At 60.4% G+C, this 24,108-nt stretch carries 20 protein-coding genes; all 20 read left to right on the top strand.

Annotated elements, in window-relative coordinates:
- Positions 1-5: 5 nt before the first annotated feature.
- On the top strand, positions 6-1,304 hold the full coding sequence (locus tag PSH97_RS27735; RefSeq protein WP_305447493.1) for a DotU family type VI secretion system protein: 1,299 nt from the start codon (positions 6-8) through the stop codon (positions 1,302-1,304).
- Positions 1,301-4,801: a type VI secretion system membrane subunit TssM gene (tssM, locus tag PSH97_RS27730; RefSeq protein ID WP_305447492.1), complete on the top strand. Its 3,501-nt coding sequence runs from the start codon at positions 1,301-1,303 to the stop codon at positions 4,799-4,801. The genes PSH97_RS27735 and tssM overlap by 4 nt, the downstream gene beginning before the upstream one ends.
- Positions 4,798-5,448: a type VI secretion system-associated protein TagF gene (gene tagF, locus PSH97_RS27725; protein ID WP_305447491.1), complete on the top strand. Its 651-nt coding sequence runs from the start codon at positions 4,798-4,800 to the stop codon at positions 5,446-5,448. Before tssM ends, tagF begins: the two co-directional genes overlap by 4 nt.
- Positions 5,449-6,180, top strand: coding sequence for a PP2C family protein-serine/threonine phosphatase (locus PSH97_RS27720; protein ID WP_305447489.1), 732 nt, complete (start codon positions 5,449-5,451; stop codon positions 6,178-6,180).
- Between the two features lie 8 nt (positions 6,181-6,188).
- Positions 6,189-9,224, top strand: a complete 3,036-nt coding sequence (locus PSH97_RS27715; protein WP_407682192.1) for a serine/threonine-protein kinase — start codon at positions 6,189-6,191, stop codon at positions 9,222-9,224.
- Positions 9,224-9,940: an ABC transporter ATP-binding protein gene (locus PSH97_RS27710; protein WP_305447486.1), complete on the top strand. Its 717-nt coding sequence runs from the start codon at positions 9,224-9,226 to the stop codon at positions 9,938-9,940. The genes PSH97_RS27715 and PSH97_RS27710 overlap by 1 nt, the downstream gene beginning before the upstream one ends.
- On the top strand, positions 9,940-11,136 hold the full coding sequence (locus PSH97_RS27705) for an ABC transporter permease (RefSeq protein WP_305447485.1): 1,197 nt from the start codon (positions 9,940-9,942) through the stop codon (positions 11,134-11,136). Before PSH97_RS27710 ends, PSH97_RS27705 begins: the two co-directional genes overlap by 1 nt.
- Positions 11,129-12,856: a formylglycine-generating enzyme family protein gene (locus PSH97_RS27700; RefSeq protein ID WP_407682163.1), complete on the top strand. Its 1,728-nt coding sequence runs from the start codon at positions 11,129-11,131 to the stop codon at positions 12,854-12,856. Before PSH97_RS27705 ends, PSH97_RS27700 begins: the two co-directional genes overlap by 8 nt.
- An 84-nt stretch (positions 12,857-12,940) precedes the next feature.
- The gene (gene tagQ / locus PSH97_RS27695; RefSeq protein ID WP_305447484.1) at positions 12,941-13,870 is read left to right on the top strand and encodes a type VI secretion system-associated lipoprotein TagQ; all 930 of its coding nucleotides are present in this window, start codon (positions 12,941-12,943) and stop codon (positions 13,868-13,870) included.
- 897 nt (positions 13,871-14,767) lie between these two features.
- Positions 14,768-16,324 (top strand): type VI secretion system protein TssA, encoded by a 1,557-nt coding sequence (gene tssA / locus PSH97_RS27690; protein ID WP_305447483.1) that lies wholly within the window; start codon positions 14,768-14,770, stop codon positions 16,322-16,324.
- A 32-nt stretch (positions 16,325-16,356) separates the two neighbouring features.
- Positions 16,357-16,860: a type VI secretion system contractile sheath small subunit gene (gene tssB, locus PSH97_RS27685; protein ID WP_019580435.1), complete on the top strand. Its 504-nt coding sequence runs from the start codon at positions 16,357-16,359 to the stop codon at positions 16,858-16,860.
- A 28-nt stretch (positions 16,861-16,888) separates the two neighbouring features.
- A complete protein-coding gene (gene tssC, locus PSH97_RS27680) occupies positions 16,889-18,361 on the top strand; it encodes a type VI secretion system contractile sheath large subunit (RefSeq protein WP_305447481.1) in 1,473 nt (490 codons plus the stop codon).
- Positions 18,362-18,375: 14 nt separating this feature from the next.
- Positions 18,376-18,783, top strand: a complete 408-nt coding sequence (gene tssE, locus PSH97_RS27675; RefSeq protein ID WP_007894554.1) for a type VI secretion system baseplate subunit TssE — start codon at positions 18,376-18,378, stop codon at positions 18,781-18,783.
- 10 nt (positions 18,784-18,793) lie between these two features.
- A complete protein-coding gene (locus PSH97_RS27670; RefSeq protein ID WP_305447479.1) occupies positions 18,794-19,297 on the top strand; it encodes a PAAR domain-containing protein in 504 nt (167 codons plus the stop codon).
- Between the two features lie 4 nt (positions 19,298-19,301).
- A complete protein-coding gene (locus PSH97_RS27665; protein ID WP_305447477.1) occupies positions 19,302-20,153 on the top strand; it encodes a hypothetical protein in 852 nt (283 codons plus the stop codon).
- Entirely contained in the window at positions 20,141-20,524 is a 384-nt protein-coding gene (locus PSH97_RS27660) for a hypothetical protein (RefSeq protein ID WP_305447475.1), read from the top strand. The genes PSH97_RS27665 and PSH97_RS27660 overlap by 13 nt, the downstream gene beginning before the upstream one ends.
- A 100-nt stretch (positions 20,525-20,624) precedes the next feature.
- Complete coding sequence (locus PSH97_RS27655; RefSeq protein WP_305447474.1) at positions 20,625-20,825, top strand: hypothetical protein; 201 nt, start codon at positions 20,625-20,627, stop codon at positions 20,823-20,825.
- 55 nt (positions 20,826-20,880) lie between these two features.
- Positions 20,881-21,315 carry a hypothetical protein gene (locus PSH97_RS27650; RefSeq protein WP_305447473.1) on the top strand — a complete coding sequence of 145 codons (435 nt, stop codon included), beginning with the start codon at positions 20,881-20,883 and terminating at the stop codon, positions 21,313-21,315.
- A 24-nt stretch (positions 21,316-21,339) separates the two neighbouring features.
- Entirely contained in the window at positions 21,340-23,127 is a 1,788-nt protein-coding gene (tssF, locus tag PSH97_RS27645; RefSeq protein WP_305447471.1) for a type VI secretion system baseplate subunit TssF, read from the top strand.
- Positions 23,091-24,098 (top strand): type VI secretion system baseplate subunit TssG, encoded by a 1,008-nt coding sequence (gene tssG / locus PSH97_RS27640; protein ID WP_305447469.1) that lies wholly within the window; start codon positions 23,091-23,093, stop codon positions 24,096-24,098. Before tssF ends, tssG begins: the two co-directional genes overlap by 37 nt.
- Positions 24,099-24,108: the final 10 nt, after the last annotated feature.

The raw sequence follows: 24,108 nt of genomic DNA, 5'->3' as shown, positions 1-24,108 counted from the left end.
CCGCAATGAGCAACGACGATCGTACCCAATTCATGCCGACACCCGGTGGCCGTGGCGCCGACCCGATCCGCCCGGAGGCTGGCCGTGCCCAGCCCGCGCCACTTTCGATGCCGGCCGCGCCGCTTTTGATCGGCAACGCCGAAGGTCTCAACCCCCTGGAGAGCGCCGCTGGCCCGTTGTTGGCTTTGCTGACCCGCTTGCGCAACACCATTGCCCACCCGGCGCCGGCGAGCCTGCGGGCGCAATTACTGGCCTACCTGCGCCAGTTCGAGGAGCGCGCCGAGGCTGCCGGCGTGGTGCGCAACGATGTGTTGCTGGCACGTTACGCCTTGTGCACCGCCCTGGATGAAGCGGTGTTGAGTACGCCGTGGGGGGGTGCCAGCGACTGGGGCAAACAGAGCTTGCTGATCACCGTGCACAACGAAGCCTGGGGCGGCGAGAAGGTGTTCCAGTTGTTGGAGCATTGCCTGCAAAGCCCCCGCGAACGTTTGTATTTGCTGGAGCTGTTGTACCTGTGCATGTGCCTGGGTTTCGAAGGGCGTTATCGGGTCATGAACGACGGTCGCAGCCAACTGGAAGCCTTGCGTGAGCGCACCAGTGCGGTCATCCGCAGTGCTCGTGGCGAGTATGAGCGTGAACTGTCGCCCCACTGGCGCGGCGTTACCGTGGCCCGCGACCGGCTGGCGCAATTCATGCCGCCATGGATCGCCGTGGCCATCGGCGTGGCGTTGCTGCTGGCACTGCTGTTCGGCCTGCGCTTGAAACTGGCCGCCGATGCCGAGCCGGTGTTTAAAAACATTCATGCACTGGGCGAGATCCCGGTGCAGGCCATCGACCGTCCGGTGGTGCAACCGAAACTGATCGAGCGTCCCCGTCTGGCGGGCTTCCTCGCTGATGAAATCAAAGCCGGTCGGATCGCCGTGGAAGATGCCGTTGACCGTTCAGTGGTGACCATCCGTGGCGATGAGCTGTTCGCCTCGGGCAGCGCCAGCATCATCGACAATTTCCAGCCGCTGATGCTGCGCATCGCCGATGCCGTTCGCAAGGTCAAGGGCCAGGTCCGGGTGACCGGCCACAGTGACAATCGCCCGATCGCCACCTTGCGGTTTCCATCGAATTGGGCCTTGTCCGAGGCGCGGGCCAATTCGGTGCTGCAAATCCTTTCGGCCAAAACCGGCCAGCCCGAACGCTTCAGCGCCGAAGGTCGCAGCGACACCGAGCCGCTGGCCTCGAACGCGACAACAGAGGGCCGCGCACGCAATCGTCGGGTCGAAATCACAGTGTTGGCGGAGGGGGTCGAGTGAAGGCGTTTTTCAGTTTTATCATCCGCTGGGTCATTCCGTTGCTGGGGCTGATCGCCCTGAGCCTGATCATCTGGTTTGTCGGGCCGCTGCTCGAATTCCTGGTGCCCGAAGGCCGGCGCTGGGCGCTGATCATTCTGGTGTTCGCGGTGTGGATCGCCTATCGGCTGTTTCGCATCATCCAGGCTCGCCGTCAGGCCGCCGAAGTGATGCGCAGCCTGGCGGCGCAAACTCCCCCGGACCCGACCAGCATCGCCACTGCCGAAGAGCTCGAAACCCTGCGCCAGCGCATGGACGAAGCCTTGGCGCTGTTGAAGAAGGCCAAGCTGGGCGGTGACGAGCGACGTAACCTGTACGAGCTCCCGTGGTACGTGATCATCGGCCCGCCGGGTTCGGGCAAGACCACGGCGCTGGTCAATTCCGGGCTGCATTTTCCGTTGGCGGCGCAGCTGGGCGCCGGGGCGGTCCGCGGCGTCGGTGGCACGCGCAATTGCGATTGGTGGTTTACCGATCAGGCCGTGTTGCTCGACACCGCCGGGCGCTACACCACTCAGGACAGCGACGCGACAGTCGATAAAGCCGCGTGGCTGGGTTTTCTCGGCCTGTTGAAAAAACAGCGGGCCCGGCGTCCGATCGACGGCGCGTTTATCGCCATCAGCCTCTCCGACCTGCTGCTGGGCAGCGACGCCGAGCGCGCGGCCCATGCCGCCGCGATCCGCCTGCGTATCCAGGAGCTGTACACGCAACTCGGCGTGCGCTTCCCGATCTACCTGATGCTGACCAAGCTCGATCTGGTGCCAGGGTTCATGGAGTATTTCGATACCCTGAGCAAGGAAGAACGGGCCCAGGTCTGGGGTATGACATTTGCCCTGGACGACGGTAAAAACAATGACAGCCCGCTGGCCCATCTGCAAAGCGAGTTCACCGGCCTGGAACAGCGCCTCAACGATCGTTTGGTGGAGCGTTTGCAACAGGAACGCGACCCGGCGCGGCGCGATCTGATCTACGGCTTCCCGCAACAGTTCGGCGCGTTGAAGGATTGCCTGCAAAGCTTCCTTGAGGGCGTATTCAAACCCAACGCCTTTGAAGAGCGTGTGTTGTTGCGTGGGGTGTATTTCACCAGTGGTACCCAGGAAGGCAGCCCGATTGACCGGCTGATCGGTTCCATGGCCCAGAGCATGAACCTGGACCGCCAGCACCTGGCGCGCCAGAACGGCACCGGGCGCAGTTACTTCATCGAAAAACTCTTCAGCGCCGTGGCCTTTGCCGAGCGTGGACTGGTGGGGGTCAACCCGAAAGTCGAACGTCGGCGCAAGTGGATCGCCCGGGGCGTGCTGGCCTCGACCGTGGCCCTGGTGCTGGTGGTCGGGACCTTGTGGTGGGTCAGCTACCGCGCCAACCAGGCGTATATCGCGCAAGTCGATCAGAAAGTCGCGCCCCTGGGCCAGGCCGTGCAGAACCTCAGCCCGGCACAACGGGATGTGCTCGCAGTACTGCCGTTGCTCAACGCAGTGAAGCATTTGGCCGATGACGCACCGAGTTGGGCCGAAGGCCTGGGCCTTTATCAGGGCGACATGCTTGAAGCCGAGTCCGGCAGCGTTTATCGCAAGCTGCTGATTGCGGTTTTCGCGCCACGCTTGCTCACACGCATCGAAGAGCAGCTGCAAGGCGGCGGCAATTCGGATTTCCTTTACGAAGGCTTGAAGGCCTACCTGATGCTCGCCGACAGCGAGCATTACGATGCCGACTTCATCAAGGCGTGGATCGCCCTGGACTGGGATCGCAGCCTGCCGCGCGACTTGCCGGCCGAGCAGCGTCTGGCCCTGGAGGAACACTTGCAGGCACTGTTCGAGCGCCATCCGCCCACCGCACGTCTGGACCCGCGCCTGATCGACGACCTGCGCCGCCAGTTGCAACAGCTGCCGGTGGCCCAGCGCGTCTATGACAGGGTCAAGCGGCAGAAACTGCCGGACGGCATTCCGGACTTTCGTATCAACGAAGCGGCCGGGCGTGATGCCGCACTGGTGTTCAGCCGCAAGAGTGGCAAGCCGCTGGGCGAACCCTTGAGCGGCTTCTTCACGGCCAAGGGTTACCGCCAAGGGTTTTTGCTCACCAGCCTGAACCAGACCGGTACCCTGGCCGAGGAGCAGTGGGTGCTCGGTCGCGATCAGGCAGAACAACAGAACGTCGCCAGCCTGGCCGCCGACGTGCGCCGCCTGTATTTCCAGGATTTCCAGCGTCAGTGGGACGCCTTGCTGGCGGATATCGACTTCGTGCCGATCACCAGCGTGGCCCAGGCCGCCGATGTGCTGCGGGTGATTTCCGGCCCGACCTCGCCGTTGAAAAAACTGCTGGTGGCGGTGGCGAAGGAAACCGACCTGCAACAGGAAGAACGCCTGCTGGCCGCCAAGGGTGCGCCGGTGGACGGTGGGGTCGACAAGCTCAAGGAACGCCTGGGCACTTTGCTCGGCCAGGAGCAGGCGACGCAAAACACACCCGAGGCCAGTGACGATCCCATCACTGCGCATTTTGCCGAACTCAACCGCATCGTCAGCAAGAACGAAGGCGAGCCGGCGGCCATCGACGGGCTGCTGGCCGACATGAATGCCCTGTATGTGCAGGTCAGCGCCATGGTCGGCGCCAGCGGCGACGCCTTGCTTGGTGAAGCCAAGAATCAGGCTGCAGCGGCCGCGACACGGGTCAGCCTCAACGCCGAACGTCAACCGCCGCTGGTGCAGGGCCTGGTCAAGTCGGTGGTCAACTCCACCACCAACAGCATGATGGGCGGGGTGCGCAATCAACTGAACGCGGCCTGGACCAGCGAAGTGGTAAACATCTATCGCCAGTCCCTGGCCGGGCGTTACCCGATGTCGCCGGGCAGTGCGCGGGACGCGACCCTGGACGACTTCGGCCAGTTCTTCGGCGTAGGCGGGGTGATGGACAACTACTTCCGCAAATACCTGCAGCCGTACGTGGATACCTCGACCCAGGCCTGGCGCTGGCAACCGGGCGCCGCACAGAAGCTCGGCATCGCCCCGGGCGTGCTGCAAACCTTCCAGCGGGCAGCGACCATCCGGGATGCGTTTTTCCGTTCCGGCGGCACCCAGCCGATGGTGCGCTTCGAACTCAAGCCAGTGGCGATGGACGCCACGATTACCCAGTTCTTGCTCGACCTTGATGGCCAGCAATTGAGCTACGACCACGGCCCGAGCCGCCCCACCTCCATGCAATGGCCCAACCCCGGCAGCATCGGTGTGGTGCGGATCTCGATCATGCCGCCTTCGGCCAGCGGTCGTTCGGGCATCACCCTGGACGGGCCCTGGGCCTGGTTCCGCCTGCTGGAGCAATCGGACCTGACTGCCGGCAACTCGCCGGATCGCTTCAACCTGCGGCTGCGGGTCGACGGCGCCAGCGTCTCTTATGAGCTGCGGGCCAACAGTGCCTTCAACCCGTTCAAGAGCCGTGTGCTCAGCGGTTTCAGCCTGCCGGAGCGTTTATGAGCACGCCGGGCTTCTATGGAAAGCTGGCCAGTCGCGGGGACTTTGTCAGTCGTGGCTTGCCGCAGAGTTTTATCGGCCCCTGGGATTCGTGGCTGGCGGCGGGCTTGCTCGCCAGCCAGAGCCTCGGGGACCGTTGGCTGGATGCCTATCTGGTCAGTCCGCTGTGGCGTTTTATGCTCGGGCCCGGTGTCTGTGGGCCACAGGCCGCCGTTGGGGTGGTGATGCCGAGCATCGATCGGGTTGGCCGGTATTTTCCGCTGACCGTTGCGGTGCTGCTGGATCACGATGCCGACCCGGCGTCGGTGGTGGGCGGTTCGGACGCCTGGTTTGAACAGGTCGAGCAATTGATGTTGAGCACATTGAGCGTGGAGGCGAGCTTCGAAGCCTTCGGTGCAGGACTGGAGATGCTGGGCAGCCCGGCGTACCTGCCACGCGCGCCAAGCAGCCGTTTTGCCGGCCTGAACCGCTTTGATGCCACCGATCCGCAGGCGCGAATGACGGCCCTTGCCGAACAGGCCTGCGAAGGGGCCAGTGTGTGGTGGGGCCAGGGTTCGGAGCGCATCGCCCCCGGTTTATTGCGGTGCCAGGGCCTGCCGGCCGCCGCTGATTTTGCGCAATTTTTGCTCGGCCAAGAAGGTGTTGTGTAGATGTCTCCAAGCGTTGGAAGGACCCTCAAATCTGCAAGCAAAAGCCATGTCGGTATGGTCCGTCAGGTTAACGAAGACGCTTGCCTGGACCTGCCGCAAAAAGGCCTGTGGGTGGTCGCCGATGGCATGGGCGGGCACGCGGCGGGCGACTATGTCAGCAGTCTGATTGTCGACAGCCTGCGTAGCATTGCCGTGGGCCGCTCGCTGGATGAATACGTCGCGGCGCTGAAAACCGACTTGCTTCGGGTCAACGCCGCCGTGCGTGAAGAAACCGCCAACCGCGGCGTGACCATGATGGGCAGTACGGTGGTGGTGCTGGCGGCGCGTGACTTGCGCGGGGTGTGCCTGTGGGCGGGTGACAGCCGCTTGTATCGCCTGCGTGACGGCCTGCTCGAAAGCATCTCGCGGGACCACAGTTACGTCCAGGATCTGCAGGACAGCGGCCTGCTCAGTGAAGCCGAAGCCCGGGTACACCCGCGCTCCAATATTGTCACCCGCGCGATCGGGGTCCAGGCCCAGCTGGAGCTGGCGATGGTCGAGTTGCTGTTGAAGCCCGGCGACAGTTACCTGTTGTGCAGTGACGGGCTGAACAAGACCGTTGAAGACCATGAGATCCGCGATGTGCTCGGCCACGACGAGCCAGGGGAAATCGCCAGCAGCCTGGTGTCCTTGGGTCTGATGCGCGGCGCTCCGGACAACATCACCGTCATCGTCGTGAAGGTGCCGTCATGAATTCCGCCCTGCACATTCTGATCCCCGGCTATGACATCGACGGCGAGATCGGCGAAGGCGCCATGGCCAGCGTTTACCTGGCGACCCAGCGCTCGCTGGAGCGCAAGGTGGCGCTGAAGGTCATGGCCGCCGCGCTGGCGGCCGACCCGAGTTTCTGCGAGCGTTTCCTGCGCGAAGGTAAAACCCTGGCGCGCCTGTCTCACCCGCATACGGTCACCATCCATGACATCGGCCATGTCGGTGAGCTGTATTACATGGCCATGGAATTCCTGCCCAACGGCACGCTCAAGGAGCGCATCGCCGCCGGCCTGACGCCGGGGCAGGGCCTGATCTATATCCGTCAGATCGCCTCGGCCCTGGGCTACGCCCATGGGCTGGGGCTGGTTCATCGCGATGTCAAACCGGCGAACATTCTGTTTCGCGCCGACGGCACGGCAGTGCTTTCGGACTTCGGCATCGCCAAGTCCATGGACGACCGCACCCAGTTCACCCAGGCCGGTTTCGCCGTCGGTACTCCCAGCTACATGAGCCCGGAACAGGCGCGCGGCCAGGATATTGATGGCCGGGCCGATCTGTATGCCCTGGGCGTGGTGCTCTACGAAATCCTCGTCGGCAAATTGCCGTATACCGGCAACGACGCACTCTCTACGGCCCTGGCGCATTTGACAGAACCGTTGCCCGAGCTGCCAGTGCATCACGGTCGCTATCAAGAAGTGCTGCGCAAGCTGTTGGCCAAGGATCCGGCCGACCGTTTCCCGGACGCCGCGGCGCTGTTGCAGGCGCTGGATAATCTGCCTCGGGAATCGGTGGAAGCGACCACCATCCGGCCATTGCCAATTCCGGTATTGCCGATTGCGGTGAGCAACGACCTGGCGGGACTGACGCCGGTGTCCATCGATATACCGACCGGCCCCGCGCAGCCACAACCGCAACCCAAGCTTGTTCCGCCGACTGTGAAGCCGACGCCGTCGTCCACGGTCTCGGAGCAGCGAAAGGGGCCGGTGTTTGCACTCGCCGCCGTCGCGGTGGCCGTGGCGCTGGCCTTGGGCGGCGTGGGTTATTGGTGGCTGTCCGGTGACGTCGAAGCCGAGGCCAAGACGCCAGTGGTTTCAGTGCCTCCGGTCAAAACACCGCCGCCAACCGTGGCGCCACCGGTGAACCCCCCTGTGGCGACAGAAGTCGATAATGGTCAGCGTCCACTGCTGATGGCCGGCAAAAAAACTTTGTTCCAGCGAGTACTCAGCAAGCCGGGGGCGAAACTCGCCAGCGACCCGGGGGCCACACCCGACAAGGCTTTGCCGGCGTTCTCGGTGCTTTACGTCTATCAGCGCAAAGAGGTTGATGGCAGCCCTTGGCTGCGTGTCGGCGCCGCCACCGACGGGCGCAGTGACGGCTGGTTGCCGGCCGCGCAAGTCAGTGACTGGAAGCAAAGCCTGGTACTTAAATTCACCGAACGCTCCGGCCGTGCGCCGGTGATGTTCCTGCGTCAGCCCGGTGATGTGGAGAAGCTGCTGGCAGATCCGTCGTCGGCAAAAAACCTGCTGCTCAAGGCCCAGCAGAATCGCGAAGACAATCAGCAGGTACTGGCTCTGGAACCGGCCGCCAGTGCGGTGCCGCAGAATCAGTTTTACCTGTTGCCGATTTTCGATTCGCGCGAGAGCTTCGATGAGAACGGTCAGTCGGTGCAGTTGCTGAACGTGGCGTCCATCGATCCCGGTGATGCTCCGAAGGCCGCTGCCAGCAACACGCCAATCACTACCGCTAACGCCGACGCGTTCCGCACCGCCGTGGTGTTGGTCGTTGACACCACCGTGTCCATGCAGCCCTACATCGATCAGGTTCGCGACGTAGTACATCAACTGCAAACCCGCATCGCCGAACGGGGCGAGCAGGACAGTGTCAGCTTCGGCCTGGTGGGGTTTCGAAGCAGCACCCAGAAAACCCCGGGCCTGGAATATGTCGCCAAAACCTTGATCACCCTGGAACAGGGCCGCGACCCGCAGCGCTTCATGGACCTGGCGCGGCAGGTCAAGGCGTCCACGGTCTCTAGCCATTCGTTCAACGAAGATGCGTTTGCCGGTGTGATGGAAGCGGTCGAGGGCATGGACTGGTCCGGCTATGGCGGGCGCTTGATTCTGTTGGTCACCGATGCCGGTGCCTTGCGCAAGAACGACCCGTATGCCGCCACGCAAATGAACGAGGCCGAAGTGCGCCAGGCCGCACTGGGCAAGCAGATCAAGATTTACGCCTTGCACCTGCTCAGCGATGCCGGCAAGAAAACCCATGGCGGTGCGCAAAGCCAGTATCGCACCCTGACCGCCGACGCCAACCCGCAGATTGGCGATCTGTACATTCCGGTGCCGGGCGCCGATGTGCGCAAGTTCGGTGAGCGGGTGGACGAGATCGGTTCGGTGTTTGCCGACCTGGTGCATCAGGTGCGTGGCAACAAGCCGCAAACCGTGCCGCTGCTGAGCGCCGCGCCGAGCCTGAGCGATAAATCGGCAGCCGTCGGCTACGCGATGCACATGGACTTCCTGGGGCGTAAGGCCGCCAGCCAGGCGCCGCAACTGGTCAGCGCCTGGACCGCCGACCGCGACCTGACCAACCCGGCACTGCCGGCGTTTCAGGTGTGCGTGATGCTGACCAAGTTGCAGCTCAACGACTTGCAGCAATCGCTGAAACTGATCGTCGATGCGGCCCGCAAAACACAGACCTCACCGAAGAATTTCTTCCAGGAAATCGCCAGCGCCAGTGCCTACATGAGCCGCGATCCCTCGGCCTTGCGCAAGGGCGGCAACCTGGCCGATGGCGGGGTTCTGGGTGAGTACCTGGAAGGGCTGCCCTACCGCAGCAAGTCGCTGAACATGACCCAGGATTTGTGGCTTTCGCTGAGCGTGGCCGAGCAGGAGGACTTTATCGACGAGCTGGATTCGAAGATCCGCCTCTACGAAACCTTCCACAACGACCTGGCTAACTGGGTACGTTTCGGTGATGCCGAACCGGGTGATGCCTTGTACCGCGTTCCATTGTCGACGCTGCCGTGATGCTGAACATGAACGCAGTGCACAAAAACCGCGGCGTCGGCAGCCAGCGCTACAGCCTGGTGATTCCACGGCTGCAACTGCGTGCCGGTGAACAACTGGCGGTGGTCGGCCCCAGTGGCTGCGGCAAAAGCACGTTGCTCGATTTGCTGGCGCTGGTGCTGGCTCCGGATCAGGCCGGGCAGTTTGATTTTGCGCCCGGCCAAACCAGGACGGACATTACCGGGCTGTGGCGCACAGATGCGCAAAGTGCCTTGGCGGACCTGCGCCGCCGACACTTGGGCTATGTGCTGCAAACCGGTGGCCTGCTGGATTTTCTGGACGTGCGCGGCAACATCGACCTGTCGCGCAAACTGCTCGGCTTGAAAGACGACGGCAGTGTGGATCGCCTGGCCGGGGCGTTGGATATCGCTGATCAACTGGGCAAAAAGCCGGGTGATTTGTCCGTCGGCCAACGACAGCGGGTGAGTTGCGCCCGCGCCCTGGCCCATGGGCCACATTTGCTGCTGGCCGATGAACCGACCGCCGCCCTCGATCCGCTGAACGCGGAACGCGTGATGCAGTTGCTGGTGAGCCAGGCCCGCGAGCATGGCGTGTGCTGCGTCATCGCCACCCACGATGAATCACTGGCCCGCGCCAGCGGTTTGCAGGTGCGGCGCATCAGTTGTCATCGCGACGTCGATGGCGGTGTCACCGCCACCCTCGGGGAGGCTTGCTGATGCGCGGCGCGCTGGTGGCATCCCTGGCCTGGCAGGATTACCGCAACGATGCGTGGCTGTCGGCCTGTTCGGTACTGGCGCTGGTGGCGGTGGTCGCACCGCTGCTGGTGCTGTTCGGCTTGAAATTCGGCCTGATCAGCAGTTTGACCGAACGCTTGGAAAACGACCCGGCCACCCGGGAAATCATTCCCCTGGGTGGCGGCCGGTTCAGTGTCGCGTTTATCGAACAATTGAGCCTGCGCGGCGACGTGGCTTTCGCCCTGCCGCGCACCCGACAGATTGCCGCGACGGCGGATCTGACCGCTGGCGCGTCGACGGTGACCGTCGAAATGATCCCCACCGCCGCCCACGATCCGTTGCTCGGCAGTCTACCGGTGCCCCAAGGGCTGGATCAGGTGCTGCTCAGCCAGACCGCTGCCGAAAAACTCGGGGCCAAGACCGGTGATTGGCTGGAGGCCAGTTTCGGCCGGCAGGTGGCCGGTCGTGGCGAGGCGCAGCGCACTCGTGTCCAGGTGCTGCACGTTCTGCCGCTGGAAGCCTTCGCCCGGGACGGATTGTTCGCCTCATTGGCGTTACTGGAAGCGGCTGAAGATTATCGGGACGGTCGCGCCGTACCAGCGTTCGGTTGGCCAGGTGATGCGGTGGGCGTGACGGAGCAGCGGGTGTATCCGGCGTTTCGTCTGTACGCCCGCAGCCTCAAGGATGTCGAGCCGCTGCGTCAGTACTTCGCTGCACAGAATCTGCTGGTCTCGACTCAGGCCCAGACCATCGCCCAGGTGCAGTCGTTGAGCCGCAATCTGTCGATCGTGTTCTGGATCATCGCCGGATTGGCCTTGGCGGGAGCGTTCGCGGCGATTTTTGCCGGTGCGCTGGCGGCAGTCGAGCGCAAGCGCCGAGCGTTGTCGGTGTTGCGCCTGCTGGGGTTTTCCACGGCAGCGTTGCTTTTGTTTGTGGTGGTGCAGGCGCTGTACAGCGCCGGTCTTGCCGCCCTGTTGAGTGCCGGGCTGTATGGCCTGGCGCAATCGGGTTTAAACCATTTATTTGCGCAGATGCCGGGTGAATACGCCAGCCATCTGCTGGCGCGTCACTACGCGTTGGCCCTGGCGGCCGTCCTCGGCGTCAGCGCCGTGGCGGCAGTCTGTGGTGGCTGGCGAGTGGCGCGTATCCAGGCGTGTGAAGGAATCCGAGATGTATAAGTTACTGGGCGCCGCCATGGCGCTGAGTCTGGCCGGTATGGTCTGGGCCGATGAAAGCACCGACAAACTGGACAACCCCAAGCCGTTGCCCGACGACGTCAGCCTGCCGCTGCCGTGCGAAGGGCAGATGGTGTTCCGTTACGTCTACATCCTGGCGCAGGGCACTCTGGACGATCGCGAGATCAGCCTCGGCTATCCATTCAGCGAGGGCGAGGCCGGTTATCAGCAGTCGTTTATCTCCGGTTACCGCCGGGACTTTATCAACGGCCAGTTCACCCTCAAGGATCTGCCCAAGGATTGGGGCAAAACCATCACGCCGTTGATGCCCAAGACGGACGCCAAGACCCCGCTCAAACCGATGCTCTATTTCATCGGCAAATACGAAGTCACCGCCCGCCAATACGCCCAGGTCATGGCCCAGGCGCAATCGTTGGCCAGCGGCGAGCCGGCACCGGCCTGCGAGGCATTGCAAGCCGAGGCGCCGCAAGGCATGGCCGGGCGTTTGCCCAAGGTGAAGTTGTCGCGATTCGAGGCCGAACGCTTCTCGGCGGTGTATAGCGCCTGGCTGATGAAATACCACAAGGACCTGCTACCGGTGAGCGGTCGTGGCACCTCGGCGGAAGAGGGCGGGCTGGGTTTTGTGCGTTTGCCGACCGAGGTCGAATGGGAATTTGCTGCCCGTGGCGGGCAGGCCATTAGCCGTCAGGACCTGGAAGGGCGTCTATTTCCCCGGCGCCTGGAAGGCAGCGAAAGCGACGGGCCACTGGCGGACTGGGCAGTCTTCAATCAGGTCGCCGGTGGCACCGGCCAGGCTGCGCGGCTGATGCCGATCGGTACCAAACTGCCAAACCCCATCGGCCTGTTCGACGTGATCGGCAACGCCGCCGAGATGGTCCAGGAGTCCTTCCAGCTCGTGCATGCCGGACGCCGCCAAGGCACCTACGGTGGCTTCGTGGTCAAGGGCGGCAACTACCTGGAAGGCGAGGGCACATTGTTCACCGGGATGCGTCGCGAGTACCCGCTGTTCGCCGCCGACGGCACCGAGCAAAACAACGAAACCACCGGATTCCGGGTCGCGATTGGCGCATTGTCGGCGCCACGTTCGCGCTACAAGGAACTGTTTGCCCAATGGCAGAAAGAAGGTCGGCTGGCTTCGCTGACCGATGCCATCGATGACGCCCAGGACCCGACCAAACGCCTGGACAGCATCATTGCCGCCAGCGTCGATCCGCGCCTGCAAGCCGAGTTGGGGCTGGTCAACGAAGAGCTCAAGCGCAACGTCTCGCTCATCGCCCAGCAGCGCGAGGAAGCGGCCGGCAACCTGATCCAGTCGGCTGCCCTGGTGGCCGAGACCGTCAACAACTACAACATTCGCCTGACCAATTTGCAGAAGAGTCGCCAGCAGGCCCTGGACGCCAAGGACGAGGCCAGCGCCAAGCTGTTCGCTACCGCCATCGAAAATGGCCGCAGCGCGCTGGACGGCGCGGTGGCGATCTACATCGACAACCTGGCGACCGGCACGCGCTACACCGATGCCGTGATCCAGGCGCAGTTTCAACGCATCAAGGAAGAGTTGGAGCGCAAGCCGGTACTGGGCAAGAGCCTGGTAACGCGCGCAACGTTATTCGTTCGCCATGTCGGTGATTATCGTCAGCAACGACGAGCCGACCCGGCGGCGATATTGAAGGAATTGCTCGCATCGAACGCCCAGCGGTCTTGATCGTTCGTTGTACAGCGAGCTTGGAAGGGACTCAGGCGGCGGTGGGCCGTGCTGAGCTGGTCAAACTTAAAAGAGAACACAACTATGCTTTCCTCCCGTAAACCTTTTGCTGCGCTTTCCAAGCGTCACTTGCTGCTGATGGCCGTCGGCTTCAGTACCGTACTGACCGGTTGCGCCACGTCGCCGACCTCCAAGGTCGCCTCGAGCACCAAGGTCGAGTACTACCCAAACTGCTACGAGCCAGTGCAGCACCTGCGTGCCACTGATTCGAACATGACCAAGTCGGTCGTCACCGGCGCGGCCGTCGGCGCTGTCGGAGGTGCACTGCTGGGCGCCTTGGTCGATTCCGAGAACCGTGGCCGCAACGCCGCCATCGGTGCAGCGGGCGGTGCCCTGGCGGGCGGCGCGACCGGCTACTACACCGAGCGCCAGAAGCAGATCGCCGATGACAACCAGCGCATCGCGTCCTACGCCTCCGACGTCAACAAAAGTGCCGCCGACATCGACCGCAGCACCGCGTACGCCAAGACGTCGCAGCAGTGCTACCAGAACGCGTTCACCAAACTGGTCGCCGACCGCAAGGCCAAGACCGTCAACGACACCGAAGGCCGCAAGCGCCTGGCGGAAATCGTCTCTGGCCTCAAAGAGTCCAACGACCTGATCGTTGCGGTTAACGGTAAAGCCAGCGAAGACCTGAACAACTACACCCAGGCTTACGAAAAAGACCTGCAGCAAGTAGGTGTGCAGCGCACCGACGTGGTCACCGTGGCAACCGCCGACACCACGCCAGTCGTGGCGCCGACCAAGAGCAAAAAAGCCGTGAAACCGGCGAAAAAACCGGTGCTGCCAACCGTGCCGAAAGAAGCGGTCACAACCGAGAAAACTCTGCAGACCGCACAAGCCAAACAGGCAGAAAGCAAGCAAGTGGCTAGCGCCGGCACCACTCAGGTCAACAGCATGTGCAAGAACCCGGACCTGGGCGACTGGGCACCGGTGCCTTGCCCGAATGTTTGATTGAGTTTTTGTAGGGCTTTGAGCATTCCCACGCGCTGCGTGGGAATGATCTGTACTGGCTACGCCTTGGCGCTATGCGCCGCCATCTCCTGCGCTGGCAATGATCCAGCGCTCGTTTCACCGGCAACTGCAGGTCATCCGTCATTCTGCTGAACGCCAATTTTCATTCCTGCCCGCTTCCGTAGGGATGCCGAATTTTTCTAGGTATGCCTTGGATGTTTCGGACAAAGGCCGCTGCTTGCCGCCGGATTTGCCTTCATAAGAGCCTCTTGGGTTAATGGTTCTCTTACCCAAAAGAATGAATGTCGGACGCGTCCAGAAAGTACGTCAGAGTTTTCCGCACTTCAGAATGTTGCGTCAGCAATGCGCGAATGGCTTTCGATTCTTTTGTAAGAAGTTTGAGGCGGACTGAGTACGTATTTGGAGAAAGATGGGTGAATAAAAGTGCCATCATTTTGATGGCACTTTGTATTGCTTATTGTCAATTATCGCTACGTCCATGGATGACTGTAACTTTTCGGAAAGCTCCTACATTTTTCAAGTTTTATTTTTGTCATGCTGGGTTCGGTTTCAGGGCGAGAGTGTCCTGTGATGATTGGCGTGGTTGATAAACCGCTCTGGCTCAATGGTTGTGGGGGTGATGTGGCGAAGGTGAGGGGGTCAAAACCGGCATCAGGGGATCCCTTGTCCCCTATAGGGAGATCTCCTACAGCAACAACGAAGACGCAGTTTTATTGTTTTATCGGATGCTTGCTAATGGCCATCATTGTGATTAGGATGCGCGCCTTGAAAGAGCGCGAACTCAATTGGATGAGACTCATCGCAGCTCTTTGATACTGTCCCGCGCCATTTCAACTCCAATGGCCGCATGACTGTAATCCTAATTAAAGGTCACGGATGTCCTACTCAAGCAAACTTTCCGCCCATTACCTTGAACTCGCAAAAGCCTCTGTTTCAAAAGAGCATTTCGCGGGCGAGGATGTTCGCTTTTCGAGCGAATATGAGGCGTTGGAAAGCGAGCTGGGTAAAGCCTCGTCCATGCACGAAAGCGGTCAGATCGACTGGCTGAAAATCCGCGAAAACAGTGAAAGCCTGCTGCGCACCCAATCCAAGGATTTGCGTGTTGGTGCGTGGCTGACCTGGGCGCTGTACCAGCGTGAATCCTTCCAGGGGCTGCTGGCCGGCCTCGGTTTGTTGCACCACCTTTGTGAAAATCACTGGGCCGAAATCCACCCGAACAAGGCCCGCACTCGCTCCGCTGCCATCAGTTGGTTGGTGCCGCGTCTTGAGCAGGTGTTGAACGAAAACGTCGCGATCAAAGAGCAGCTGCCGCTGTTCCGCCGTCTGGTCGAGCATCTGGAAGGTCTCGACGCCGCGTGCACCGAGCATCTGGGCGATGACGCGCCGTTGCTGCTGCCGATCTCCCGTCGCTTGAAAAACATGGTCCAGCGCGCCGCCGACAATCAGCCGGAGCCCGGTGTGGTGGGCGCCGCGGTGGCGCAGGTCAAGCAGGCCGCGACCCAGCTGTTCACTCCCGGCGCGCCGATCGATAACGAGAAAGAAGCCCATAAGGCCCTGCGCGCCCAGCAGGAAAGCGCCCGTCCGTTGTGCGCCTGGTGGCTCAAGCAGAAAGCCACCGACTTGCGCGCTCTGCGCCTCAATCGCACGCTGCTGTGGCTGCCCATCGATGCGGTGCCCGAGCGCAACGCAGAACAGATCACCGTTCTACGTGGCTTGCCGGCGGACAAACTCAAGGCCTATCAGGACCGCTACGACCAGGGGAAATACGCAGATCTGCTGGTAGAACTGGAGGCGAGCCTGGCGAAGGCGCCGTTCTGGTTCGATGGCCAGCGAATGGTCTGGGAATGCCTTCAAGGGCTGAACGCTGAGATGGCGATGCGCGAAGTGGAAATCCACTTCGCGCTTTTGGTTCAGCGCCTGCCTGGCATCATCGAGTTGCGTTTCCACGACGGCGCGCCGTTCGCCGATCCGGCCACCCGCGCCTGGATCAGCGCCCACGTCATGCCGCACCTGCAAAGCGCCAGCGCGCCGCGCAAGGTCGAAGTCGCCGATACCCAGCCTGCCTGGGAAGTGGCCCTGGAAGAAGTCATGCCGATTCTGCGCAAGGACGGCCTCAAGGCCGCCGTGCAGATTCTCAAGCAGGGCCTGCAAAGCGCCCATGGCGGGCGGGTTCGCTTCTTCTGGCAGTTCGCCCTCGCGCGGCTGTGCTTCATGGCCAAGAAATACGAACTGGCCAAGACCCAACTCGAAACCCTCGACCAAACATTACAGGACTCAGGCCTGCACGCCTGGGAGCCCGATCTTGCGCTGGAAGTGCTGCATTTGCTGCATAGCTGCTGCGAGTTGTTACCGCAGAACCATGCAGTGCGTGAACGCAAGGAAGAGATTTATCGCAGGCTGTGCCACCTCGATCTTGAAGTGGTACTCGAATAGGCCCCCGGGCCACAACCGCAAGGAGAAAAGCCATGGCCAAAGAAGGCTCGGTAGCCCCCAAGGAACGCATCAACGTCACCTTCAAACCCGCCACCGGCGGTGCTCAGGAAGAGATTGAACTGCCGCTGAAACTACTGGCAATCGGTGACTACACCCACCGCAAGGACGAACGCAAAGTCGAAGATCGCAAGCCGATCAGCATCGACAAAATGACGTTCGACGAAGTGCTGGCCAAGCAAGAGCTGAGCCTGACGCTGAGCGTGCCGAACCGTCTGCAGGAAGATGGCGAAGCCGACGAGTTGGCCGTGCAACTGCGCGTCAACTCGATGAAAGACTTCAACCCGGCCTCGCTGGTCGAGCAAGTGCCTGAGCTGAAAAAACTGATGGAACTGCGCGACGCGCTGGTGGCCCTCAAAGGCCCGCTGGGTAACGCGCCTGCGTTCCGCAAAGCCATCGAAGGCGTGCTCGCCGACGACGAATCCCGCGGTCGCGTACTGGGTGAGCTGGGCCTGAACGCCGCAGCCCCGGACGCCTGAGCCCCCATCAGCCAAGGAAGCCAACACAATGAGCACTAGCGCAGCACAGCAAAAGAGCAACGAGAGCGAATACAGCATTCTCGACAGCATCATCGCCGAAACCCGCCTGACCCCGGATGACGAAGCCTACGACATCGCCAAACGCGGTGTGTCGGCATTCATCGAAGAACTGCTCAAGCCGCAGAACAACGGTGAGCCGGTCAAGAAGGCCATGGTCGACCGCATGATCGCCGAGATCGATGCCAAGCTCAGCCGTCAGATGGACGAAATCCTGCACCACCCTGACTTCCAGTCCCTGGAATCGTCGTGGCGTGGCCTGCAGTTGCTGGTCGATCGCACCAACTTCCGCGAAAACATCAAGATCGAAATCCTCAACGTCTCCAAGGACGACCTGCTGGACGATTTTGAAGATTCGCCGGAAGTGATGCAGTCGGGCCTGTACAAGCACATCTACACCGCTGAATACGGTCAGTTCGGTGGTCAGCCAGTCGGCGCGATCATCGCCAACTACTTCATGTCCCCAAGCTCGCCAGACGTGAAACTGATGCAGTACGTGTCCAGCGTTGCCTGCATGTCGCACGCGCCGTTCATCGCGGCTGCCGGCCCGAAATTCTTCGGCCTGGAAAGCTTCACTGGTCTGCCGGACCTGAAAGATCTGAAGGATCACTTCGAAGGCCCGCAGTTCGCCAAATGGCAGAGCTTCCGCCAGTCGGAAGACTCCCGTTACGTTGGCCTGACCGTGCCGCGTTTCCTGCTGCGTAACCCGTACGACCCGGAAGAAAACCCGGTCAAATCGTTCGTGTACAAAGAAACCGTCGCCAACAGCCACGAGCACTACCTGTGGGGCAACACCGCCTACGCGTTCGGCACCAAACTGACCGACAGCTTCGCCAAATTCCGCTGGTGCCCGAACATCATCGGCCCGCAGAGCGGTGGCGCGGTTGAAGACCTGCCGTTGCACCACTTCGAAAGCATGGGCGAAATCGAAACCAAGATTCCTACCGAGGTATTGGTTAGCGACCGTCGTGAATACGAACTGGCCGAGGAAGGTTTCATCTCCCTGACCATGCGTAAAGGCTCTGACAACGCGGCGTTCTTCTCCGCAAGCTCGGTGCAGAAGCCGAAGTTCTTCGGCATCAGCGCAGAAGGCAAGGCGGCAGAGCTGAACTACAAGCTCGGCACCCAACTGCCGTACATGATGATCGTCAACCGCCTGGCTCACTACTTGAAAGTGCTGCAGCGCGAGCAACTCGGTTCGTGGAAAGAACGTACCGACCTCGAGCTGGAACTCAACAAGTGGATCCGCCAGTACGTGGCCGACCAGGAAAACCCAAGCGCCGAAGTTCGTGGCCGTCGTCCGCTGCGCGCTGCCCAAATCATCGTCAGCGATGTTGAAGGCGAGCCGGGCTGGTACCGCGTCAGCCTGAACGTGCGCCCGCACTTCAAGTACATGGGTGCCGATTTCACCCTGTCGCTGGTTGGCAAGCTGGACAAAGAGTAAGCGGAGCCTAACTCATGACTGGATACGGCAGCCTTTTCGAACGCCTGGGTGGCGACGCGGACAAACGCGTCGGCTGGAGCCGCGAGGTTTCCGCCATGGCGTCGGTGGCTGCCCATCTGGCCAAGATGCTCAGCACCCGTGCGGGCAGCGTGCAAACGCTGTCCGATTACGGGCTACCCGATCTCAATGACATGCGCCTGAGCCTCCACGACTCCCTGAGTCAGGCCCGTCTGGCCATCGAAAACTTCATCGAAGCCTACGAGCCACGCCTGAGCAATGTGCGTGTCATTTCCCTGCCGCGTGACAACGATCAGCTTCGCCTGTCCTTCAGTATCGAAGGCTTGCTGGAAGTTGATGGCTTCAAGCGTCAGGTCAGTTTCGCCGCGCGCCTGGATGGCAGCGGTCAAGTAAAGGTCAACTAAGGAGACTCCGATGTCCGGCAAACCCGCAGCACGCGTATCCGACCCCACCGCTTGCCCGCTCCCCGGCCACGGTACCAACCCGATTGCCGCCGGTTCCGGCGACGTGTTCTTCGACGGCCTCGCGGCCGCCCGCCAAGGCGATGCCTCGGCGTGTGGTGGTGCGATGGTTGGCGACCTTGCGACCACAGTTTTGATCAATGGAAAACCGGCGGCCACTGTGGGTTCGGTGGGCGCGCATGGGAACAAGGTTACGGCCGGATCCGGGACGGTGATTATCGGGAATTCGCATTCGCCGGCACCGTTTGTGGCGCCGTTGCCAGTGATCATTCCCGGTATATTCAATCGTGTCTTTGCGTTTAAAACAGCTAGTGGGAAAACAGTAGACGGATTGAATTATCGAATAACTTCTGAAAGTGGGATAGAAAAGGTGGGGGCGACGTTGTCCGGAATGTCTGGATGTTTTTCAACGGGGCAGAAACCTGAAGCTGTCACGATCTTTGTAACGTCGGAGTAAGCTCTTGGAAACGATAGTTGAAGTCGACGGCGTGCCTTACACCTTTGTTACAGAAGAAGGTGCTACTGCGTTAAAACTAGATAATAAAACTACCGCTAGTAACGATACGGATCCGGCGAACTTGAGTCTTCCGGATATTTGGTTGGTAACTCGATCTAACGGCGTACCCCTGTTTGCAGTGCGACCAGATATTTGTGACAAGCCTTTCCGTATTCTAAGAGCTGACAAGCTTTACGCTGAAAAAATTCAATGGTTTGAACCTTTAGCTGATTTTTATCGTGAGCGGCTATGGGTAAACCCTAAAAGTAGTATTGAAGGGTCGGAGGTTTACGACGCCTATAAGCAACACACATGGCAATCGATTATAGATTTTGCCATTGTTGATCGCCCTTCTTTTGCGTATTACAGAAATCTACCGGGAGACTGGAAAAAGCAACCTGAAGGCGGAGCTAAGTTTCTACTTTGTTTGGTCGAAGGTGATCCTTTTTGGACCGACGGTCTCGGACAAATTCCCTTTGCAGTGGATACCTTCCGTATGTATTGGCAGGAGACTCGCGATGTTGATGCCGCAATCAAGAAAACGGGTGTTACCGGTCTCGACTGGGCCGATGGATCACTTGGAGGAAGTGACAAGGGAAGTGAAAACGTATACGACAATTTTATAATTATAAGAGCCTGTTTATGGGCGTCTGAAAACTTTGAGTTGTTGATTGAGAGAAGGCCAATGGGCGCCCAAAGGTTTGGACCCAGTGGCGCAACAGTGGCGAGTACAGCGTTCAAGCCATCTTCGACTGTACGTCTCAAAACTTCGATTGATGCGGGCGTGTTGGCAAAATATAAAACATGGAAACCATGATCGTGAAAGTTCTCTCAGGTGTTGTCGTTTATCTGTTGGTGGGTGTTCTGTATTTTTTTGTTCATGATTTTGGGGTTGATTTTTACAAAGAGCACATGGGCGGATTTACAGATCGGGGGGCCGCAATAGGTGGTACCGCAGAGCTGACATTTTATTTTTTTATCTTCATGAATTTTATTGTCTTTTTTATGCCAAGGCTTTCATTGAAGATTCTGTTTATAGTTTTGATGTTGGGTGTCGTGTTGTTTTACTTTCTTCCGGATAACCCAGTCAGGGCGATTGCTTATGCTGGACTTACAGTCTGTATGAGTATATTGGCGTTAGTCGCACGCTTAATAGTTGATCGATGGTTTGCTCGGTATGTGCATTAATCAAGTCGTAATCTTCTAACTAATCAACTATTAAGCCAGGCTGCGCTAATACGTCTTGCACCCACTTGGAGAACTGAACGACATGCACGGGATAGGTGAAATGGAAGGTTATTTGGCGGTTATTGCTGACAGCAATTTGTTTGGCGCTCTGGCATTGCTGTGTCTTGTGCTGATTCTGACCGGGCTTCGTCGTGGATTCCGAGAGTCGCTGCTGCATCGCGGACTAACGCTCGTAGTGTTGATGGCCGTTGTTGTGATGGAACTCGCCGGCTCCTACTACGCGAATTTGAGTCAGGCATGAACAAAAATGTCAGCCTGTCCCTGTACCTGTTTTTCCATACCTTGGGGTGTGCCGTATGACCATGCTTAGCAGAGGCCGCCTAACCTTCTTCACGGTTTCCCTATGGGCGCCACTGCTGTTGTTAGTGAGTATTTTCACCAGCGATCTGTTGGCTGGTGAATATACGAAGCTGGATTCGGACTATTCCGAGTGGATGTATGTCCTCTGGTGGGGCATTCCCGGGTACGGTTTTTTTGCATTCTGGACAACCCGGACCATGACCGGAAGAAGCGAGCCCGAGGTGTTGCGAATGGTTTGGCTCGCTCCTTTGAAATACATCCCTTTTTATGCCGTGCCGTGGATCATTTTTTCACTCGGGCATGTGTTCACCGGGCATTCCGTCAGTTCCGCGATGACGCTCGGCTGGTTATTTGTTCTGCCTTTTCTGTTGGTTGCAGGCTACGTGTTTGCCGGTCTGACAGTCGCGCTCTACAGGACAGTTTTTTCATGAGTTCCACTACCAGGCAGGTACCCCGTGTCCTTTAACCACTACTACCAAAGCGAACTCACCGCACTTCGCCAGTTAGGTCGTCGTTTCGCCGAGCGTAGCCCGGCGTTGGCGCCTTTCCTCGGTCAGGCCGGGCGGGATCCGGATGTGGAGCGGTTGCTGGAGGGATTTGCCTTTCTGACCGGGCGCCTGCGCCAGAAGCTCGATGACGAGTTGCCGGAGTTGAGCCACTCGCTGATGCAGTTGCTGTGGCCGAACTACATGCGACCGCTGCCGGCGTTCAGCATTTTGCAGTTCGACCCGTTGAAGCGTTCCGGGCCTGCGTTGAGGGTCGAGCGTGATACGCCGGTGGAGAGTGTGCCGGTCGATGATGTGCGTTGCCGCTTCCGCACCTGCTACCCGACCGAAGTCTTGCCGCTGGATCTGGCCGCGCTGACTTACTCGGTGAAGGGTGACGGTTCGCTGTTGAGCCTGCGCCTGGAGATGAGCGCGGATGGTCACCTCGGCGAGCTGGAGCTGAGTCGTCTGCGCTTGCACTTCGCCGGTGAGCGCTACATCAGCCAGATGCTGTACCTGAGCCTGTTGCGCAACCTCGAAGGCATCGAGCTGATCCCGCTGGACGCTGCCGGCAAGGCCATCAACGGTGTGAGCGGTCAGCCGATGGCGTTCAAGATGCCCGGCGACCGTGTGCAACCAGTGGGCTTCGCCGAAGAAGAAGCGTTGATTCCGTACCCGCTGAACACCTTCCGCGGCTATCGCTACCTGCAGGAATATTTCGCCTTCCAGGACAAATTCCTGTTCGTTGATATCAACGGTCTGGACCTGCTCAAGGCACTGCCGGAAGACACGCTCAAGCAGATGCGCGGCCTGGAATTGCGCTTTGATATTCGCAAGAGCGGCATCATGCGGATGCGCCCGACCCTGGACAACGTGAAGCTCTACTGCACGCCGATCGTCAACCTGTTCGAGCACGATGCGCTGCCGATTCGCCTCGACGGCAAACAGGACGAGTACCTGCTGCTGCCGGCCGAATACGACCTGGAAAACTGCGGCGTGTTCTCGGTCGAAACCGTGACCGGCTGGAAGCCCGGCGGCCTCGGTTATCAGGAATACGTGCCGTTCGAATCCTTCGAGCACGACCCGAGTTTTGATGTGCCGACAAGCCGTCCGCATTACAGCATCCGCCAGCGTTCGTCCTTGCTGCACGACGGCCTCGACACTTATCTGAGCTTCGGCATCCGCCACACCGAAGCCCATGAAACCCTGTCGATCGAGCTGATGTGCACCAACCAGAACCTGCCGCGCAAGCTCAAGCTCGGCGACATCTGCATGGCCTGCGAAGAGACGCCGGAGTTCCTCAGTTTCCGCAACATCACCCCGGCCACCTCGAGTTTCGCGCCGCCGCTGAACCGCGACTTCCTCTGGAAGCTGATCAGCAACATGTCGCTCAACTACCTGTCGCTGGCCGACGTCAATGCGTTGAAGGTGATTCTCGAAACCTACGACCTGCCGCGCTACTACGACCAACACGCGGAAAAAGTCAGCAAACGCCTGCTGGGCGGGCTCAAGTCGATCAAGCACCAGCATGTCGACAGATTGCACCGAGGGTTGCCGGTGCGCGGGTTGCGCACCGAGCTGACCATCGACCCGGAAGGGTATATCGGCGAGGGCGACCTGTTCGTGTTCGCTTCGGTTCTTAACGAGTTTTTCGCGCTTTACGCCAGTCTCAATTCGTTCCACGAGCTGCGGGTAAAAAGCACACAGGGAGAGGTGTACCAATGGACACCACGTATGGGCCTGCAGCCCCTGCTTTAAGCGGGCTGACCCGGGTAATACGCGAGTACTCGCTGTTCCAGGCCGTGCTGCTGGTGATCGACCGGCTGCGCGATGCACACCCGCACCTGAGCGAAGACGACCTCTACGACCAGCTGGAATTCCAGGCCAACCCGAGCCTGGGTTTCCCTGGCAGCGACGTCGATCGCGTGGAGTTTTTCAAAGAGCACGGGCAGATGCGTGCGCGCCTGCGTTTCAACCTGATCGGCCTGGTCGGTTCCGGTTCGCCGCTGCCGGCGTTCTATGGCGAACAGGCCCTGGGCGACAGCGAAGACGGTAATCCGACCCGCAACTTCCTCGACCTGTTCCACCATCGCCTGCAACGGCTGATGCTGCCGATCTGGCGCAAATACCGCTACCGCGCCAGCTTTCAGAGCGGCGCGCTCGATCCGTTTTCGGCGCAGCTGTTTGCCCTGATCGGCCTGGGTGGCGAAGAGATCCGCAAGGCCCAGGAACTGAACTGGAAACGCCTGCTGCCGTACCTCGGCCTGCTCAGCTTGCGGGCGCACTCGGCGGCATTGATTGAAGCGGTGTTGCGTTACTACTTCAAGCACGCCGAGCTGACCATCGAGCAATGCATCGAGCGCCGCGTCGAGATCCTCGACGAGCAGCGCAATCGCCTGGGTCGCGCCAACAGCATGCTCGGCGAAGACCTGGTGCTGGGTGAACACGTGCGTGATCGCAGCGGCAAATTCCGCATTCACATCCGCGAGCTCGACTGGCAACGCTTTCACGAATTCCTGCCGATCGGATTCGGCTATCAGCCGCTGTGCGCGCTGGTGCGGTTCACCCTGCGTGACCCGCTCGATTACGACATTCGCCTGGTGTTGCGCCAGGAAGAAATCCGCGAACTGCGCATCGGTGAGCAGAACGCCTGTCGCCTGGGGTGGACCAGTTGGCTGGGCCGCGAAAAAGCGGACGGCGTGGTGACCTTGGGCAGCAAAATTCATTAAGGACAGATGA

Source organism: Pseudomonas cucumis, assembly GCF_030687935.1.
Classification (GTDB): Bacteria; Pseudomonadota; Gammaproteobacteria; order Pseudomonadales; family Pseudomonadaceae; genus Aquipseudomonas; species Aquipseudomonas cucumis.
This window is presented reverse-complemented; position numbering and strand designations above follow the sequence as displayed.

What these genes read in the sequence shown, in the direction of transcription:
- PSH97_RS27735 (WP_305447493.1), top strand. Translation starts at nt 6, where the DNA reads ATGAGCAACGACGATCGTACCCAATTCATGCCGACACCCGGTGGCCGT.
- tagF (WP_305447491.1), top strand. Translation starts at nt 4,798, where the DNA reads ATGAGCACGCCGGGCTTCTATGGAAAGCTGGCCAGTCGCGGGGACTTT.
- PSH97_RS27720 (WP_305447489.1), top strand. Translation starts at nt 5,449, where the DNA reads ATGTCTCCAAGCGTTGGAAGGACCCTCAAATCTGCAAGCAAAAGCCAT.
- PSH97_RS27710 (WP_305447486.1), top strand. Translation starts at nt 9,224, where the DNA reads ATGCTGAACATGAACGCAGTGCACAAAAACCGCGGCGTCGGCAGCCAG.
- PSH97_RS27705 (WP_305447485.1), top strand. Translation starts at nt 9,940, where the DNA reads ATGCGCGGCGCGCTGGTGGCATCCCTGGCCTGGCAGGATTACCGCAAC.
- PSH97_RS27700 (WP_407682163.1), top strand. Translation starts at nt 11,129, where the DNA reads ATGTATAAGTTACTGGGCGCCGCCATGGCGCTGAGTCTGGCCGGTATG.
- tagQ (WP_305447484.1), top strand. Translation starts at nt 12,941, where the DNA reads ATGCTTTCCTCCCGTAAACCTTTTGCTGCGCTTTCCAAGCGTCACTTG.
- tssA (WP_305447483.1), top strand. Translation starts at nt 14,768, where the DNA reads ATGTCCTACTCAAGCAAACTTTCCGCCCATTACCTTGAACTCGCAAAA.
- tssB (WP_019580435.1), top strand. Translation starts at nt 16,357, where the DNA reads ATGGCCAAAGAAGGCTCGGTAGCCCCCAAGGAACGCATCAACGTCACC.
- tssC (WP_305447481.1), top strand. Translation starts at nt 16,889, where the DNA reads ATGAGCACTAGCGCAGCACAGCAAAAGAGCAACGAGAGCGAATACAGC.
- tssE (WP_007894554.1), top strand. Translation starts at nt 18,376, where the DNA reads ATGACTGGATACGGCAGCCTTTTCGAACGCCTGGGTGGCGACGCGGAC.
- PSH97_RS27670 (WP_305447479.1), top strand. Translation starts at nt 18,794, where the DNA reads ATGTCCGGCAAACCCGCAGCACGCGTATCCGACCCCACCGCTTGCCCG.
- PSH97_RS27660 (WP_305447475.1), top strand. Translation starts at nt 20,141, where the DNA reads ATGGAAACCATGATCGTGAAAGTTCTCTCAGGTGTTGTCGTTTATCTG.
- PSH97_RS27655 (WP_305447474.1), top strand. Translation starts at nt 20,625, where the DNA reads ATGGAAGGTTATTTGGCGGTTATTGCTGACAGCAATTTGTTTGGCGCT.
- PSH97_RS27650 (WP_305447473.1), top strand. Translation starts at nt 20,881, where the DNA reads ATGACCATGCTTAGCAGAGGCCGCCTAACCTTCTTCACGGTTTCCCTA.
- tssG (WP_305447469.1), top strand. Translation starts at nt 23,091, where the DNA reads ATGGACACCACGTATGGGCCTGCAGCCCCTGCTTTAAGCGGGCTGACC.